This is a genomic window from Lentzea atacamensis, assembly GCF_003269295.1.
GTDB lineage: Bacteria > Actinomycetota > Actinomycetes > Mycobacteriales > Pseudonocardiaceae > Lentzea > Lentzea atacamensis.
This window is the reverse complement of the sequence record NZ_QLTT01000001.1, coordinates 797,744-814,959: the sequence shown is the minus strand read 5'-3', so window position 1 is coordinate 814,959 and position 17,216 is coordinate 797,744. Positions and strand designations below refer to the sequence as shown.

The following is a 17,216-nucleotide window of genomic DNA, read 5'->3' as shown; positions in this document are numbered from 1 at the left end:
GATCAAGTGGACTCCACGGTGCACTGGTGTGTCGCCACAGGAGGCTGCCTTGGATCCGTACGCGTGGGTCAACGACTTCGAAGCCCGAGCAGCCGAGCTGCAGCGGAAGGCCGCTGAGGCGCAGGAGAACCTCGCGGCCGTGTCGGGAACCGCGTCCAGCAAGGACGGTGCGGTCACGGTCACCGTCGGACCCAACGGCGGCCTGACGAACCTCCAGCTGGGACACAGGGCGGTCGAGCTCGGCGCTCCCCGGCTCACCGCGCTGATCCTGGAGACCGCGCGGCAGGCCCAGAAGAACGCGTCGGCGCAGGTGGTCGAGGTGTTCCGGCCGATCGGTGAGGGCACAGAGACGATGCAGATGATCACGGACGTCATCGAGGCGAACGAGGACGCGGAGCCGGACGAGACGCACGCCCTCGAGCAGATCGAAGAAGACGACGAGCCGGTCGCCGAGACCAAACCGGCGCCCGCCCAGGCGCCTCCGGTGCGTGGCCGTCGCCCGGCGGACGACGAGGACGACGACGAGAACCAGCCGTGGTGAAGGGAATCCAGCGATGAGCGACAACCCGCTGCTGGTCAACATGGACGAGAAGGACAAGTACAAGGGCACCCTCTTCATCGAGTCCTACGACAGCTTGATCGACTCGATCACCGGACAGGCGCAGAGCGAACTGGACCTCGCGTTCAACGCGATCGGCGCTGTGGCCTCGACGGTCTCGCTCGTCGTCGACCCGTTCGGCTCGCTGCTGGGCTCCGCCTTCGGCTGGATGATGGAGCACATCAGCATCCTGAAGGAACTGCTCGACGAGGTGCTGGGCGATCCGGAGGACATCCAGGCCAACGTCGAGGCGACCAAGGCGAAGGCCGCGGAGCTGCGTGTGCTGGCGGAGGACCACCGCAGTTCGCTGGCGACCTTCGACGGCTGGACCGGTGCCGCGTCGGAGAAGTTCCAGACGAGCATGGACACGATGGGCAAGGAGCTCGACAGCCTGGCCGGCGCGGTCGAGGGCAAGGCCAAGGTCGTGGCGATGATGGGCACGATCGTCTCGGTCCTGCGCGACATCATCCGTGACGCGATCGCCCAGTTCATCGGCTCCGTGACCGCGAACGCGGCGATCGGGCTCGCCGGCGCGATCTTCACGTTCGGCGGGTCGCTGGCCTACGCCGGCATCCAGATCGCCCGCGAGGCCGCCGAGCTGGCCCTCACGCTCGGCTCGAAGGTCAAGCGCGTCATCGCCGCGCTGGCCAAGCTGATGGGCTGCGTCGGCGATCTCGACGGCGTGATGGCGAAGGTCGGCAAGGGCTGGGACCGCTTCGACAACGCCGCCGACGCCGCCGAGATCACCTACGCCGTCGGCCAGGCCTACCAGGGCGTCGACGAGACGATCGACAAGGCTCGGCAGCAGGCCGCCGCGCAGGACAAGCTCGACGCGGTCCACGACAAGAGCGAGGAGGCGTCGGCCAGGTACCAGGCCGCGAAGGACGCCGAGTCGAGGCAGGCCGACGACGTCTCGAAGGCCAACGCCGACCTGTCCGCGGCGACCACCGACACCAAGGCCGCGGCCACCGACGTGACCCGCACAGCCGGCGACCTGAACCGCGCGACCGGTGAGCTGAACCGCACGTCCGAGGAAACCAACCGCGCGGCCGAAGCGGTCAACCGCGCCGCCAAGTCCGGCGACCAGTCCGCTTACGACTCCGCGAGGAGGAAGTTCGACGCGGCCAAGGCGAAGTCGGACGCCGCCAGGACCGAGTACGACGCGGCCAAGCAGAAGTACGACGCCGCCGACGCGAAGTACGACGCCGCGAAGGCGAAGGCCGTGGACGCGGCGGCGAACGTGGCCCGCGAGTCGCGTGAGCTGAGTGATGCGGCTCAGGCCAGCTACAGCGCGCTCCAGGACGGCAAGCCGGCGGACGAGGCCTCGGCGAAGGCGTACGAGGAGTACCTGAAGGAGACCGGCGGCAAGGCCGACCCCGAACTGACCGCGAAGAACGACGCCGCCAAGGCCGCCAACGAGGCCTACGAGAAGGCGAACACCGACTTCATGGCCAAGAACGCGGCCGCGGCCGAGGCCAACGCCAAGGCGTTCGCGTCCGGCACCGAAGCGGACATCAAGGCAGCCGAACAGGCCTCGCGCGAGGCCCAGTCGGCGGGCAAGACGCTGGAGGACAGGGCGGCCGAGGCCAGGACGGCGGGGGAGGCGGCCGCTGGGCGGCCAGGCGGTGCCCCCGCCGCGGAGCCGACCGATCCTCTGGAGCACGCCCGCAAGGTGAACGCGAGCACGGGCTACGGGGACGCGGTGAAGGGCGACGAGTTCTTCGGCGCCTTCGGCGACTCCAATGCCCCCGATGCCGCTCCCGGCACCCCGGACACGTCCAGCCCGCCCGTGAAGCACTAGTCGTCTCCTGGAGAACCGGCAATGGCCAAGGGGCACGTCAACCCCAACCCGTCCGTTTCCACGAATCCGGCGCCGTCCCAGCCTGCCCCGCCCCCGCCACCCACGGGAAGCGCGGGCCCCACCGGCAACTCCGGCTTCTCCATGAACGACTCTTCGATGCAGCGCCTCCAGAGCAACGCGGGAGACCTGCAGTCGCGGCTGTCCTCGATCTCGAGCGGCCTGCGCGGCCTCAACCTGGGCGCGAACTCCCTGGGCCCGATCGGCCTGTTCGCCGTCCCGGCCCTGAACGCCTCGAACGACCAGGCGGTCGCGCAGGCCGATGCGGGCGCCAAGGCGTTCGGCAACGTCCAATCCGGACTCAAGGCCACCACCGCCACCACCGTCAACGCCGACGCCCACAACGCCTCCTCGCTGAAGGCCCTCGATCCCACGACCAACGTCAAGCCGCCGCCTGGTGGGCCTGGAGCTGGGCCGGGGCGGGCTGCTGGGCCGGGTGGTGCGGTTGTGTCCAAGCCCGGGTCGATTGCTGGTGGGGCTGGTGCGGGGCCGGCGAAGGCTGCTGGGTCGAGTGGGCCGGCTGTGTCGAAACCGGGCACGATCGCGGGCGGGGCGGGAGCGGGTGCGGCGAAGCCGGCGGCTGCTGCTGGCCCCGGGGTGGCGCAGGTTCCGACGGTCAAGGGCGGAACTGGTGCCGCGCCGAGCAAGGCGGCCGCGTCGGCTGGGCCTTCGGTGCCGACGGTTGCAGGCGGGCCTGGCGCCGGGCCTGGGAAGGCGGCGGCTGCTGGCGGTCCGGCCGTATCGCAGGCTCCGACGGTCAAGGGCGGGCCTGGGTCTGTGCCGGGCAAGCCTGCGGTTGCGCCCGCTCCGGCGGCGTCGCAGGCACCGACGGTCGCGGGTGGGCCTGGCACAGCACCCGGGAAGGCGGCGTCCGCTGGTGGTCCGGCGGTTGGCCGGGCACCTGTGGTCAAGGGCGATGCTGGTGCCGGGCCTGGCAAGGCGGCGGCTGCGGGTGGCCCCGGGGTGCCGGCCGCTGCCGGTGGGCCTGGCGTGAGTCCTGGGAGGGCTGCGGCTGCTGGTGGCCCGACGGTCTCGCCGACACCGTCAGCGACGGGCGGAAAGGGACCGGTCCCCGCAGGCCCGGCGGGGCTGAGCGTCGGTGCACCTGCTGTCGGCACTGGCAAAGACGCCGCCGCTGGTGGACCGGCACCTGCCTCCTCGGCCGCCTCACCCACTCCGACAGGTGCGGGCGGCCCAGGCGGATCCGGCACCCGGAGTGCCACACCCGCAGGAGCGCCCCAGGTACCGGGCGGACCGGCCCGAACCACGGCGCCCGGCGGCTTGGGGGCGGTGAACACTCCGGCGGCCGCGAGCGCTGGCAAGGGCTCCGATCCCTCCGCGTCCGCGGGTGGTTCCGGCGTTCAGAACCGGCCGGACACCCCGAGCGCGGTCAGGGGCGGCCCGTCGGGCACCAGCAGTCCGGCAACCACAGATGCGAAACCCGGTGGCAAGCCGGCAGGACTCGGGAGCCCCGCTGGTCCGGGTGGTCTCGCGGCACCTGCCACTCCCACCGGCACGAACGGACCCGGGACGCGACCCGGCACTTCACCCGGTGGCGTCGGTCCCGGTTCGGCGCCCGGCGGCCTGGCCGGACCCGACGCCCGGACGAGCGGCCCGGCGGCTGACCGGGCCGTCGGCAGCCCGGCCGGGGTCCCCGGCGGTAAGCCCACGCAGCCCGGTGGGCTTGCGGCAGGAGCGACGCCCGGCGGTTCCGCGGGAACGCCAGGCAGCCGGGCCGGCTCGAGTGGGCCCGCGGTGTCCCCGTCCGTTCCGGGTGCGGTTGCGCCTGGTGTGAAGGCTGATCCGGCTGCTGGTCCTGCTGTGCCGGGTCGGGCATCGGGTGTGCCTGGGGTGTCTTCGTCGGTTCCGGGTGCGGTCGCGCCTGGTGCGAAGGCCGATCCGGCCACCGGACCCGCTGCGCCTGGACGGACGTCAGGTGCGGTCGCCGGCGGCGGCCTCAGGGCTGCACCCGCGGTTCCCGGCAGGCCGTCGACCCCGGACGTCCACAGCGCATCGCCGGCGGCCGGTCCGCAGACCACGGGCAAGCCGTTCGCACCTGACAGCGCCACCGGGGTGCCACCCGGCTCGGCCGCGTCAGGTGTCGCGGCACAGCCGTCGGCCAAACCCGGTGTCCAGGCCCTTGGCACTCCGCCGGACGCCGGGACGAAGCCGGGCACCGGCACGCCTGGGGCGGGCCCCTCACGTCAGCCTGGGGCGGTTGCGGCGCCTGGCGTTGGCGCGCAGCCGGGCACGACTCCCGCGACAGGCGCGCCGCAGCCGTCCGCGGTGAACCCGGGTGGCGGGCCTCAGCCGAGCGCCACCCCGCCGACCTCCGGGCAGACGCCGAAACCGGCCGCCGCGGTGCACGGCGTGACTGGACAGCCGAGCGCAGCACCGGCTGCCGTGCCGCAGCAGACGAAGCCCGGTGTGCCGGCGGACGCGCCACAACCAGCCAAGCCGACCGCACCACCGATCCCTTCCCAGCCCGCCGCACCCGCGGCACTGGCCGCGTTCCCGGCCCCGGCCGCACCACGCAACGTCACCCCGAAGACGAAACCCGAACCCTCGAACACCGAAAGCGAAGCGGCGCCCGCACCATCCGACCCGGTGGAGCAGATGCTGGACTTGCACGGCCTCGAGGCGGTGCCGGTTCCCGGCGCCGACGAGCGAACCAGCCTCGCCAACGCGATCGCCATGACGCTGCACCCCGCCGACCCCGACGCGCGGCAGGCGCTGGTGAACCAGGTCAGGGGCACGCCGGACGACATCGCGCGGGCCGCCGACGCGCGGGTGCACGCGCTCGGCGTGGACGGGAAGTTCACCTCCTTCGGACCGGTCACCGGACGGCCGGTGCACCTCGTGGCGAGCGAAGCGCCCGATGGCAGCACCCGGTACGCGGCCACCAGGGAGAGTGTCCACATCGGACGGCCCGGGGTGTCGTATCCAGGGCCCACCAAGCTCGAGCTCAACGGCGCGTGGCACACGCTGCACCGCGGCGAGTTCGAGATCGAGACTATCGCGGGTCGTCACCACGTGCGTCTCTACACCGCCGTGGTGAACCCCGTGGATCTCAGCGGAGACACGGCTTTCAAGGACATCCAGCAGGATCCGCGGAGCGGCGAGCTGAAGTTCGCCAAGGGCAAGGGATCGTACCTGTGGGCGGGGGCCGGTCGTCCGCTGCGAGCGGTGCAGTGGCTCGCCAAGTACGCAGCGACCGATGGCGGCAAGCCCTCCAACCCGAAGGACCCGTCGTCAGCACCGCTGCGGCCGGTGCTGCGGTCGTACCTGGTGCCGCTGGACGTCTACAACAAGATCACGAGTGGTGCGACGATCGAGCTCGGACAAGGTGAAGCACCTTCGATGAACGTCGACGTGAGAGGGGAGTCGAACCAGTTCGGCATCGGCGGTGAGCATTACAACCAGCTGATGGAGCATGCCGAGCCCGGCTCGCTGACCACTTATCCGGCCGACTCGGCCCTGCCGTTCGACTTCCCGGACCAGGCGGGGCGGATCGTGCCCGTTTCGGAGCTCTACCAGCGGCTGGGCCTGGACCCCGACTTCCGCAGTGACGTCCTGGGCAAGGCTTACGACCCGTGGTTGCAGTGGGAGAAGGACGGCGGGGCGTGGAAGGTGGGCTTCCTCAACAACGCCACCAAGTTGCACGACATGGCGACCCAGCTGCGGGAGCACCACCTGACGTGGATGCAGTCCAAACAGGACCCTGCTGGCCGCGTGCCCCTCGCCCTCATCGAACCGGACGCCGACACCTTCCCCACGGCACGGCGGGACGCGCCGCCGCCGAAGGACACCGGGTTCGAGGCACGGGTGGAGCGGCTCAACCAGTTCCTCAACGAGGTGGGCCCTGCGGCCACCAACGTCAGCAAGGTGACCACCGACGTGCTGTCGACGGGTGGCCCGGCACTGCGCGACCACCTCGCCCGCACGGACGCGCCCGCCGTGAACCAGGAGGCGTTCGAGAAGGTCCTGCGTGAGAACGTTGTGCCGAAGGCGGCGGCGGACGCGGCGAAGAAGATCGACGGCGCCGTCAAGAACATCAGGTCGTCCGGCCTGTCCTCCAGGGCGGACTTCCATTCACTGATGAAGAACGGGTACCGGCCGAAGAACAGCAAGCTCAAGGTGTTCGCGGACGAGGTCATCGGGCCGGTTGCCGCCGAGTTCGAGGCCGGGGTCGCGAACCATCCGGACCTCGCGCTGCTCGACCACGACAGTCGCAGCGAGGTGGCACGGGCTCTGGGCAACCGGATGCGCGACGAACTGGGCCGGCAGTTCGGCGAGCTCACCGACGTGCTCGGCGAGCTCAACCGCCGCAAGGTGCCGGACAAGATCGACAGTCAGCAGCTGGAGACGCTGAAGCAGGAACTCGGTCCGCTCGTCGCGGTCGCGGCGGCCGAGGGCGGCGGCAGGAAGGCGAGCTGGCTCGGCGGTAACAGGGTGAACGCGTTCGGCAAGCTCATCGGCGCGCGCATCGCTCACGGAGAGCTCCCGTCGACCTCGCCGCGCATCGACAAGAACCTGGTTGCCGACGTGGCCGAGAAGCAGGTGCTCGCCAAGGTGACCACCAAGGCGCTGAACTCGTTCACCGGCAAGGATCTCGCCGCCACGCAGCCCGACGAACTGCGGGCCGTGGTGCGTGACGAGGTGCTGCCGGAGCTCGAGACCGCGACCAGCGCGGCGCTGAAGAACGACCCGGCGCTGGCGCTCGTCGACCAGAACTTCCGCGACGACGTGGCCGACGCCGTCGCACACGACGCGAAGACGCGTGCGGAGCGGAAACTGGCCGGGTTCGAGTTCGACCCGGTCGACCCGGCCGCGGTCGACGCGCTGATGGCCAAGGTGCCCGGTATCGCCACCCAGGCCGAGATCGGTGCGCTGATGTCAGCCGACTCCGATCGGATGGCCATCGACTTCAACACCCGCAAGTACGGTGAGACACCGTTCCCGAACTCCTTCCACGAGTGGAACCAGCAGCGTCCCGCGGAGCTCGCCCGCCAGCGGCAGGCCGGCGACCAGCTGAGCAGGACCATCGCCGGCACGCGGAACCCGGAGACCGCGGTCAAGGAGCTGATCGGCCAGTTCCCGGAGCTGGGCCCGAAGTTCGACGAGGTCGCCACCCAGGTGCAGGACAAGCCCTTCCGGGAGCCGGGAGCCAAGGGCGTCTACACGTTCTACGAGCACTCGCAGATGGTGCTCGGGCAGTTCCTCGACCTCACCGCGAACGAGAACCCGGACACGCGGTTCCTGCCCGTCGACGCGCTGGCGAAGGCGATCCTGTTCCACGACATCGAGAAGGTCAACGCCAAGAACCAGTTCGGCGACGGCCAGGGCCGGCACGATCGCGAACCCGAGCACAAGCTCGCCGTCGAGATGATGGACCGCTACCGCGGCCTGTGGAACAACGACAGGGAGTTCAAGGCCGCCAGGGCGATCGTCGACTCCGACCCGTTCGGCTTCTACCTGCGCAACAAGATCACCGCGGACGAGACCTTCAAGTTCCTGAACGACCTCACCGTCAAGATCGACCCGGATGCCCGGCCGGAGAACGCGAAGAAGCTGTTTGAGGAGTTCCATCAGTACTACCAGGCGGACTTCTCCTCCTACACCACGCACAGCACGTACGTCGACCGCAAGGGCGTCGACCACCATGGTCCGAACTCGTTCACCAACCGGTTCGAGACAGGTCCTGACGGGATCACGAAGACCCCGGACGGCAGGCACTTCGAGTACACCAAGGATGGCAGGGTCAGCGACGCCGCGGCGAAGATGGCGGCGCTGTCGGACATGTTCCGCGACCCGGCGACCATCCGGGAACACCGGGCACGCCTCGGGAACACCAGCGCACCCGCCCCGCGGACGGCACCGGTGGAGCTGTCGTTCGACTTCGAGCCGGGCGCGACCAGCCTGACCGCCGAGCAGTCGGCCCAGGTCCGCACGCTGGCCGGCAGCCTCGTGGACGCGGCGACCACACGCGCGGACCTGGGTTACCTGCCGCCGAAGGCCGAGGTGTCCGGCCCGCACGCGCGGACGGTCAGCCAGCTGCTCACGGCACAGCTGGGCGGACTGGTCGACGTCCAGGTGGTGGCCGGGCGGCAGACAGGTGCCGACGTCCGGGTGGACTGGGAGCTCAAACGGCCGGACGGCAAGACGTCGCCACCGCCGGCCCGGACGCCGTCGCCGGCGCGGAAGGTCATCGACGACGAGTCGTGGCGGCACAGCTCGGCGGCGACGGCGGACTGGTTCGCCCCCCACGATCCGGCGTCGCCGGACATGTGGCAGAACCTTCGCGAGAGCGCTCACGCGCGCACCGTGGACACGGAGATCGCCGGGGTCACCACGTACAGCACGCCGTCGAACATCTCGATGTACCGCACGCTGGTCAACTACGACCTGCGCCGGATCGAGGTCCGCCCGGGGGAGTTCGTCCAGGAGTACACGGTCAAGGTCCACCTGAAGCCGGGGGCCGGCGTTGACCCCGCCGTGCTGGACCAGGTGCGCGCCAACACCCACGACGGCGTGAACTCCTTGCTGAACCGGGGTTACCGGCTGCCCAGCGGCGACCAGTTCCACCTCAACGTCGAGTTCACCGACAACGCGGCTGACACCCACACGACGGTCGAGGTGAAGGACGTCCACTCGAACCAGCTGGAGTGGAACCCCACCGCCACCCCCGGCGTGTACGCGCACGAGATGCTGCACTACCTGGGCGCGCCGGACGAGTACGTCGACGCGACGAGAGTGTTCCTGGCGCGCGAGTCGCGGTCCAGCATGCACACCGACGACGGCGGCATGATGGGGACCGACCTCTACCTGCCCGACCCCGCTCTGCTGCCCAGGCACCTGTGGCTGATCGAACGCATCGCCAACAGCCAGGTGATGGTCCCGGACACCCGGCTGGACCCGCCGGGAACCGCCCCGGCACCTCGGACTGCACCGGACGCCGCTGCGACGCCGTCGAGGCCCGCCCCACCTGCTCCTCCCGCACCGCCTGCGACATCGGCCGAGCCCAGCACGTCGGCCCAGCCCGAACCGTCCTCTCCGCCGGTGAGCCCCGCCCGATCTGACTCCTCGGCGGACTTCCTGCCCGCTGACGACGCCTCGCTCAGCGACGAGGACTTCGTGCCTGCCACCGACGCGTCGGTGGCAGGCCAGCTCCCCTCGTTCTTCCAGGACAGCGCGGCGCTCGGCACCATCGCCGCCGTCGAGGTGAACGGCGGCCCGCAGATCGAGCAGGCGGTTGCCGGCCTGCTCCCGCAGCGCGTGGGCGTCACCCCGCGCGGCGTGGACCAGATCGCGCCCGCGTTGAGCCAGAACTTCGAGTCGTTCCTGGGCAACGGCCGCAACTTCCAGATCAAGGTCGGCAAGGACTGGTTCGAAGCCAACGTCACGGCGACGCTGGGCACGAGCACGACGACCGACCTCACCCCGAAGACGAAGGTCGACTTCACCGCGCAGAGCGGCAACACCACGACACAGACCGGAACCATCGGCACGGCAGGGGATGTGGGCGGTGCCGTCACCCTCGGCATGGCGGTCGGTGCGACGGGCACGGTGGCGGGCAAGGCAGCACTGGCCCGGCCGGTCACGAGCGCGACGACGGGCACCTCCACCACCGATCAGCGGGCGATCCGCTCCACCGACGAGGCGTTCGGCGCGCAGGTGCCGGTCACGTACCGGGTCACGCTGACCGACGCGCGAGGCAACCAGGTCGGCGCGCACGTCGAGGTGACGCAGGAGGTGGGTCTCCAGATCCCCGGCGACCTGATCGCCATCACCCCAGCGGATCCGGGCCTGTCCGAGACGCCCTGGACCAGGACGCCGGAACACGCGGCGCCGGAGGCCGTCACCGATCTCGACTCCGCGAAGGCGTTCGAGGACATCGCGCGGCAGTTGCATCCGAGTGTGACGAAGCTGGGTGCGCCGGGTCGGACGGCGTTGCAGGAGTTCCTGTCGCCGTCGGCGATTCGGGACAACCTGGGTGCGGCGTTGAACGGCTGGGTCGTGTCGCCGGATCTGAGCAGCCCGCACGGCAGTCGTGGTGGCGTGGTCCGGATGCGAGCGGTGCCGGTGAGTGTCGAGCTCGTCGGCACCACGTCCTCGGCCAACCTGCGGGTGCACGAGTCCGCGGCCATCAGCACCGGGTTGAGTGCGGCGACGAAGAGCGGTTTCGACGCCAGCGTCACGGTCGGCGGCGGTGCCACGGCAAAGGGCAAGGTCGGCGGCTCGGCCACCGCCACCGTCGGCTATTCCGCGCGAACCACGGAATCGTCGAGCGCGGGCACCAGCGCGTCGGTGAAGACCGGCATCCAGGTCAAGGGTGAGCTGGGCCTGTACCGGACGAAGATGCGGCTGGAGTTCCAGACTCCGCACGGCACCACGATTCCGGTCACGGCGACGGGCTACCTGCGTGCGGGCCTGCCGGAGGCGGGCGCCGCGAACCTGCCGGTGCCGGCGGACGCCACGACCGACCTCGTGGTTCCGACCCCGGAGCCGAAGTTCCCGCCTCCGTACCTCACGAGCGCGGCCGCCGCCGGTGCGGTGAAGGTCGGGTCGTTCGAACCCGCGGCCGAAGTGCAGAGCCAGGTCGAAGGCGCGCTGCGGGGCATCCCCGGTTTCGAGAAGTTCCTGCCGTCGTTCGCCGACGCCGCGAGTGATCCGCGCAAGGCGGGCAGGAACATGCAGGATCTCGCCGACCAGGCGGAGAACCTGCGCAAGCTGACGACCGAGCTGTCGCCGGCGGCACTGCAGTCGCAAATGGACAGTCTGCTCGGTGCCGGTGTGCAGGTGCAGCTGAAGCGTCAGGGCATGGCCACCAACGACTTCATCAACGTCACGGTGAAGGCGCGGCTGACCAACCCCGTCCACCTGGGCCAGGCGGAGCAACGCAACGTGCGCGGTTCGGCGAGCACCGGTCCGAAGCTGGACAGCGCGACGACCACCCAGAAGGGCTGGAGCGCCGGGGTCGAGGCCAAGGTCGTCATTCCGTCCGGCGACAAGCGGACGACGGCGACGCCGACGCCGTCGGTGGGCGCGAAGTACACCAGCACGACCGCGGTGAAGACCTCGGCGGGCCCGACAGTGGGCGCGACCAGGTCGACCGGGGGAAGCCCGAACGCGCAGCTGTTCCAGCACGACGTGACGTTCGACGTCGAGGTCACGAGGTTCAGCCGCAACCGCGCGTGGGTCAAGCGACTCACGCCGGGATCGCCGTGGCTGAAGGTGCCGGAGCCGAAGACGATCGCGAAGACCGGGGTGAACCTGCGGGAGATCAGCGGTCAGGTGAACCTGTGGGTGTCGGACGGCTCGACGCTGTCGACGGATCCCGCGGCATTCGCACCGGGGACGCCGTCCGCGCCGGTGGCGATCCCGGACCCGCCGACGATCCAGCAGCTGCTCACCGCGCCGAAGCCGCGGGCGTGGCCGTCGCTGCACGTGGAGGCCGTGGCGAACACGGAGGCGGTGCGGGATGCGGCGATCGCGGCGCTCAACGCGAGCGGGGACACGGCGTTGACGGTCCCCGGAACCGAGGCGCGCAACCGGATCGACAAGCTGTTCAGCCCGGAGAGCATCAAGGCGAACCTGCCCACGCTGGTCGGCAAGGGGATGACCGAGGGCGGCCTCAAGTACGGCCGGCGCGTGGCCGACCGGGTGGGTGCAGTAGGTATGGCCGTCGGGCTGAGCAACCCGAAGCTCGTGTCGATTTCGGACGACGTCGGCGTGGAAGCCGCGCACGCGGGTGGGTTCAAGGCGGGGGAGAGCAGAACGGACTCGCGCTCGGTCGACGTGACGGCCGGGTTGAACACGCCGATGCGGCCGACGAAGGGCGCCGTGGGGTCGACGGCGTTGGGCGCCACCGCGAAGTGGACGCCGTGGTCCAAGACGAAGACGACGGGCACCGAGGCCACCGGCAGCGTCGACCGCAACAGGGTCATGCCCGCCACGGGCCGGACCGTGCTGGTCCAGCTCGACGCCGAGGTCACCGTCGTCGGTGAGAGCCGCGCGAGCAACACCGTCCGCAAGGGCTCCACGAGCGTCGCCGGTTCCGTCGTCACGTTGCCGGGCGGTGTGTTCGTCCGGGTCAGCGAGGACGTCGCGCGGGACATGGGTGTGCTGCCGCCGGTCGAGGCTGCGGTTGCACCGGTGGAGCAGGGCACGATGGCGCCACCGTCCACGCTGCGGCCGGGTGAGTCCTCCGCGCTGGGACTCGGCCTGGTGGAACAGGCGCCGGACCTGTCGGACCTGGTGCCGCAGCTGAGGGAGAAGCTGGGCAAGCTCGGCAAGAACCTGTTGCCGAAGTCGGTTCTCGACGACTCCATGAACAACCTGCGGCGGCTCACCGATCTCACGTCGGACGCGAGCGTGAAGGCGTTGGTGGACAGCGCTTTGGACGGCGGCATCCCGTTGCTGGTGCACGATCCGGGCGTGTTCGGCAAGGACACCTACCAGGTCACGCTGAAGGCGACTCCTGGTGAACCGGTGTTCCAGGGCGCGGTCAACGACGGTGTCGACATCGAGCACACCTCAACGGGCACGCAGGTCGTCACGAAGACCAGCGGTGGAGGAACCGGCTGGGGCGCCGGCCTGAAGGTGCCCGGTTCGGGCCTGCCCAAGACCGGTGACGCCAACGTGTCCGCCACGGTCGGCGGGGCGGCGGCGGTGAACGTGGGCCAGGCCCAGTCGTACTCGTCGACCGAGTCGACGACGAAGCAGCTCGGCCAGACCCGCGCCGCCTCTGGTCCCGCTGCCCGCTACACGGTGCCCGTGACGTTCGAGCTCGTGGTCGAGAAGGGCAGCAAGGAGATCGGACGGGCAACCAGCGGCCAGGTCGGCATGGCCGTCCGCGTGCACGCCGACAACCAGAAGACCACGGCGGATCCGGTGCCGTTGACCTCGCACGCCACGACCCGGCCCGCCGAGGACGGTACCCCCGCGAGCGCACGCGAATGGCAGGAGACGTCGGCGAAGCTGCCCCCGTTCGCCTCGGTCGAGAACCTGCGCGGGGCTCAGCTCCTGCAGGACGCGGCCGTCCGCGCGCTGCGAGGCGCGGGCGCGAACACCGGCATCACCGGCAAGGGCACGGGGGCGATGAACGCCTTGCGGTCGGGGCTGGCGCTGGAGTCGTTGCAGCCCAACCTCCCGGGAATGCTGGACGGCGCGTTCGAGGTGCCCGGCCTGCGCGAGGCGTCGCTGACGACGAGCCAGCACGCGCGGGTGAAGGTGTACGCGAGGCTGGTGAACCCCCGGCTGGAGGCGTTGAGCGACGGCGTAGCGGTGTCCGAAGCCCGCTCGACCGTGGGAGCCACGTCGAGCGAGGCCAAGCGGACTGAGTCCCACGACGTGACAGTGGCGCTGGCGCCTGGTGGCGTGACGTCGAAGAAGCCCGACATCGGGTTCTCCGCAGCCGGTGCGGAGATCCGGCACGCGTCCGAGGACAGCGCGGCGGTGTCGGCCGGCACCACGCACAACCCGGCGACGACCCTCAAGACCGAGGGCCGCACGGGTCTCGTCGGCTACGACGTCGAATACCGCGTCGTGGCCGACCTCGGCAAGGGCCGCACCGGCGTCGTCGAGCTGAAGGTGCCGGGTTCGGCGCAGGTCCGCATGCACGCGGCCGACGCGGAAACCGTCCTGGGCCGGACGTTGCCCGACGATCTCGACGCGGCGCAGACCGGCGTGCACGAGGCCGCGAAGGCTTGGCGTGAAGCGGAAGTCACCGCCGACGAGGCCCGGCACGCCGCCCAGACGACCATCAACGATCTCGCCCCGCAGCTCGCGCAGGCCACCACCGACGTGACCACGCGCGCGGCTGAACTCGCCATCGCCGAACAGAACGTCACGGACGCGACGACCAGGCTCGGCGCCGCGCGGCAGCAGCGCGACGAGGCAGTGCAGGCGTTGGCACGGGCGGAATCCGCGGTGGACGAGGCGGCGGACCTCTTGCGCTCCAACGAGCTCAACGCCACCCTCGCCGAGCAGATGGCGCTGGCCGCGCGGCTCGACGTGGACCAGGCAACGGCCCGTGAGCAGGCTGCGCGTGCCGATTCCGATCAGTCGGAGATCCGTGATGCTGCGGAGGCGCGTCAGGAGGCGGTGCGGGAACACCAGGCCGCCATGGCCACGGCAGCGCGCACCGCCGAGCTGGCTGCCAGAGCCAGGGACCTTCACAGCGAGGCCGTCGTCGACCTCGGTACCGCGCAGGCTCGTGCGGAGGCGTCCGAGGGGGCGCTGCGCGTTGCCGAGGAGGGACTGCGGCAGGCCTCGCTGGCCAGGGACACCGCGCGAGCCAGGCATTCGGAGGCGGTGCGCGCCGAGCAGGACCTGCGAGCGGAGATCGTGCGAGCCGAGGCGGAGGTGGAACGGACTCGGGCGGAGGCGGCACGGGCGCAGCAGGCGTGGTGGCAGGCCAAGGAGGTCGTCGATCAGGAGGTCGGCCGCTTCAACGCGGTACCGGCCTCGCCTGAACCTTCGTCACCCGAGGCCGAGCCACCGCCGGTGCCCGCTGCCTCGCTGCCCGACCTGTCGCTGGAGCTGCCCGCGGGCAGCACGTCCCTGACGTTCCACCAGCTGGTGGAGCTGGAAAGGATGGCCGAACGGCTCGCCGGGCTGCAGGCGGCCCGCGCGGCCGAGGGCCTCCCGGCACCGGTCGTCGAGATCACCGGCGACCACGCCGCGCGCGTCGCCGAGCTGCTCTCCCGTGAGATCGCGGTCGACATCACGGTGGCACCGGGGCGGCCCAATGCCGCCGATCTCCACGTGAACCTCGCCCCCGTGAACCACGCCGCCACAGCAGATGACCAGCTCTCGGAACTGGTCACGACAGCGATGGAAGACGCCTCACCGCTGATGAGGTCTGTGCACGACGTGCTCGCGTCGGACCCGCGCAGGTTCGTCAACTCCGCGGCGGCCCTGCACCTGCTCCGGGCATCCGTGGTGCTGCACACCAGAACCGCCGAGGTCGGCGACCTCATCGACCGGCACGGCGCCGACGCGGTGGCCGACGCGTTCATCCGCCAGTTCGAACGCCCGATCATCGAAACGGCCCAGCGCGAGGCGTTCGCCGACCTGAGCACCGAACCCGCGCGCAACGCCTTCACCACCTGGGCGCACCAGCTGTGGGACACCATCGAGAACCAGCCGCAGCTCGCGGCGGACCCCGACGCGCTCGCCGACCACGTCTTCCACCACGACAAGGGCTACAACCGCGCCACCAACTTCGCGCAGGCCCGCATCCTCGAAACCCTCATCCCACCCCCGCCGCTCGCGGAAGCGGTCGCCGGCCGCGGCCGCCCGGACAACGACCCGTCCGCCCAGGCGATGTGGTTGTTCCAGGTGCTGGCGGACGCGAAGCTGATCCCTGCGGACGCGAGTGTCAGCCCGGAGCAGTTCACGGCCGCTGTCAACGACAATCGGGCCGAACTGGCGGCGGGGATCGGTGTTGAGCTGACCGACCGGCTGACCGCGGAGCTCCGTGAGGAGCTGCAGTCGTACGGGATGGTCGACGAGGACGTGCCGGTCTCTGCGACCGATCAGCTGGCGGAGTTGGCGTCGAGTGCGATGGAGCACGCTTCGCCGTTGATGAGGTCGGTGGAGAGTGCTCTGTGGTCGAATCCTCAGCAGTATGTCCATCACGAGGCCGGACTGCACCTGCTGCGGGCGTCGGTGGTGCTGGACACCAGGACTGATGAGGTCGCTGGTTTGATCCGCGAGCTCGGTGTGGACGCCGTGGCCGACGCGTTCATCCAACAGTTCGAGCGCCCGATCATCGAGACGGCGCAACGGGAGGCGTTCGCGGACCTCGACTCGGACGCCGGCCGGGCGGCGTTCGGCAGCTGGGCGCACCAGTTGTGGGACACGATCAACAACACCCCGCAGCTGACCCAGGACGCTGAGGTGCTCGCGGGGGAGATCTTCAACCACGACAAGGGGTACAACCGCGCCACGAACTTCGCCCAGCAGGTCGCGCTGGCGGCGATCACGGGTCCGCCGCCGCTCTCCGACGCCATCGCAGAACGGCCGGCGCCGGCCGGTGACACGGCGGACCAGGCCGCGTGGGTGTACCAGGTGTTCTCCACCGCGGGGCTCATCGCCGCCGACGGCACGGACACCGCGAGCGGGTTCACCGAGCTGGTGCGGCGGCATCGCGCCGAGCTCGAACCCGGCCTCGGGCGGCTGGACGAGCAGCGGATCGCCGATCTGCGGCAGGAGCTCGTCGACATGGTGATGCTCGACGACGACATGGACAGCGCGCCGGCTTCCCCGCCCGCGCCACCCGACCCCACCGCCGACACCCTGCGGTACCTCGCCAACGACGTCCTCGCACGACCCGCTCCGCCACCGGTCACTCCCAACGGGCTGTATGCCGCCGTCGCGTACGTCACGCGCGGCGACGCGGCGACGTTGCGCAAGCACGTGGTGAACAAGGCCGCCAACGATCCGAACGTGGCGAGGGCCGCGACAGACTTCGCTGCCGGCAGGCCGATGCTGCCGGGACACCTCAACGGCGCGCTGGTCGAGAACCTCAACTGGAGTCTGCGGCCCAGCGAGAACGAGAACACGAGTGCGGGCAACGCGCGCGACCTGCTCGGGCACCTCATCGCGAGTCACCTCGGTGTGAACGTGGTGATCCACCAGGGCGGGCCGCCGGTCGTGCTCGCGCCGCTGGGCGGGCACAGCCCGAGCTCCGTGGAGGTCGACCTGGTCGTCGTGAACGGCCAGGCCACCTACCGGCCGCACACGTAGCGTTGC

At 70.8% G+C, this 17,216-nt stretch carries 4 protein-coding genes; 3 read left to right on the top strand and 1 reads right to left on the bottom strand.

Features of this window, described 5'->3' with window-relative positions:
* The first annotated feature begins 49 nt into the window (after positions 1-49).
* On the top strand, positions 50-541 hold the full coding sequence (locus tag C8D87_RS03960; RefSeq protein ID WP_109639611.1) for a YbaB/EbfC family nucleoid-associated protein: 492 nt from the start codon (positions 50-52) through the stop codon (positions 539-541).
* A 13-nt stretch (positions 542-554) separates the two neighbouring features.
* The gene (locus C8D87_RS03955; RefSeq protein WP_112225561.1) at positions 555-2,399 is read left to right on the top strand and encodes a WXG100 family type VII secretion target; all 1,845 of its coding nucleotides are present in this window, start codon (positions 555-557) and stop codon (positions 2,397-2,399) included.
* On the opposite strand, the gene C8D87_RS03950 is transcribed toward C8D87_RS03955, so the two are convergent.
* Complete coding sequence (locus C8D87_RS03950; protein ID WP_146771614.1) at positions 2,396-2,842, bottom strand: hypothetical protein; 447 nt, start codon at positions 2,840-2,842, stop codon at positions 2,396-2,398. The genes C8D87_RS03955 and C8D87_RS03950 overlap by 4 nt on opposite strands.
* 1,465 nt (positions 2,843-4,307) lie before the next feature.
* Between C8D87_RS03950 and C8D87_RS03945 the strand changes: the two genes are divergently transcribed.
* A complete protein-coding gene (locus tag C8D87_RS03945; RefSeq protein ID WP_146771613.1) occupies positions 4,308-17,210 on the top strand; it encodes a coiled-coil domain-containing protein in 12,903 nt (4,300 codons plus the stop codon).
* Positions 17,211-17,216: the final 6 nt, after the last annotated feature.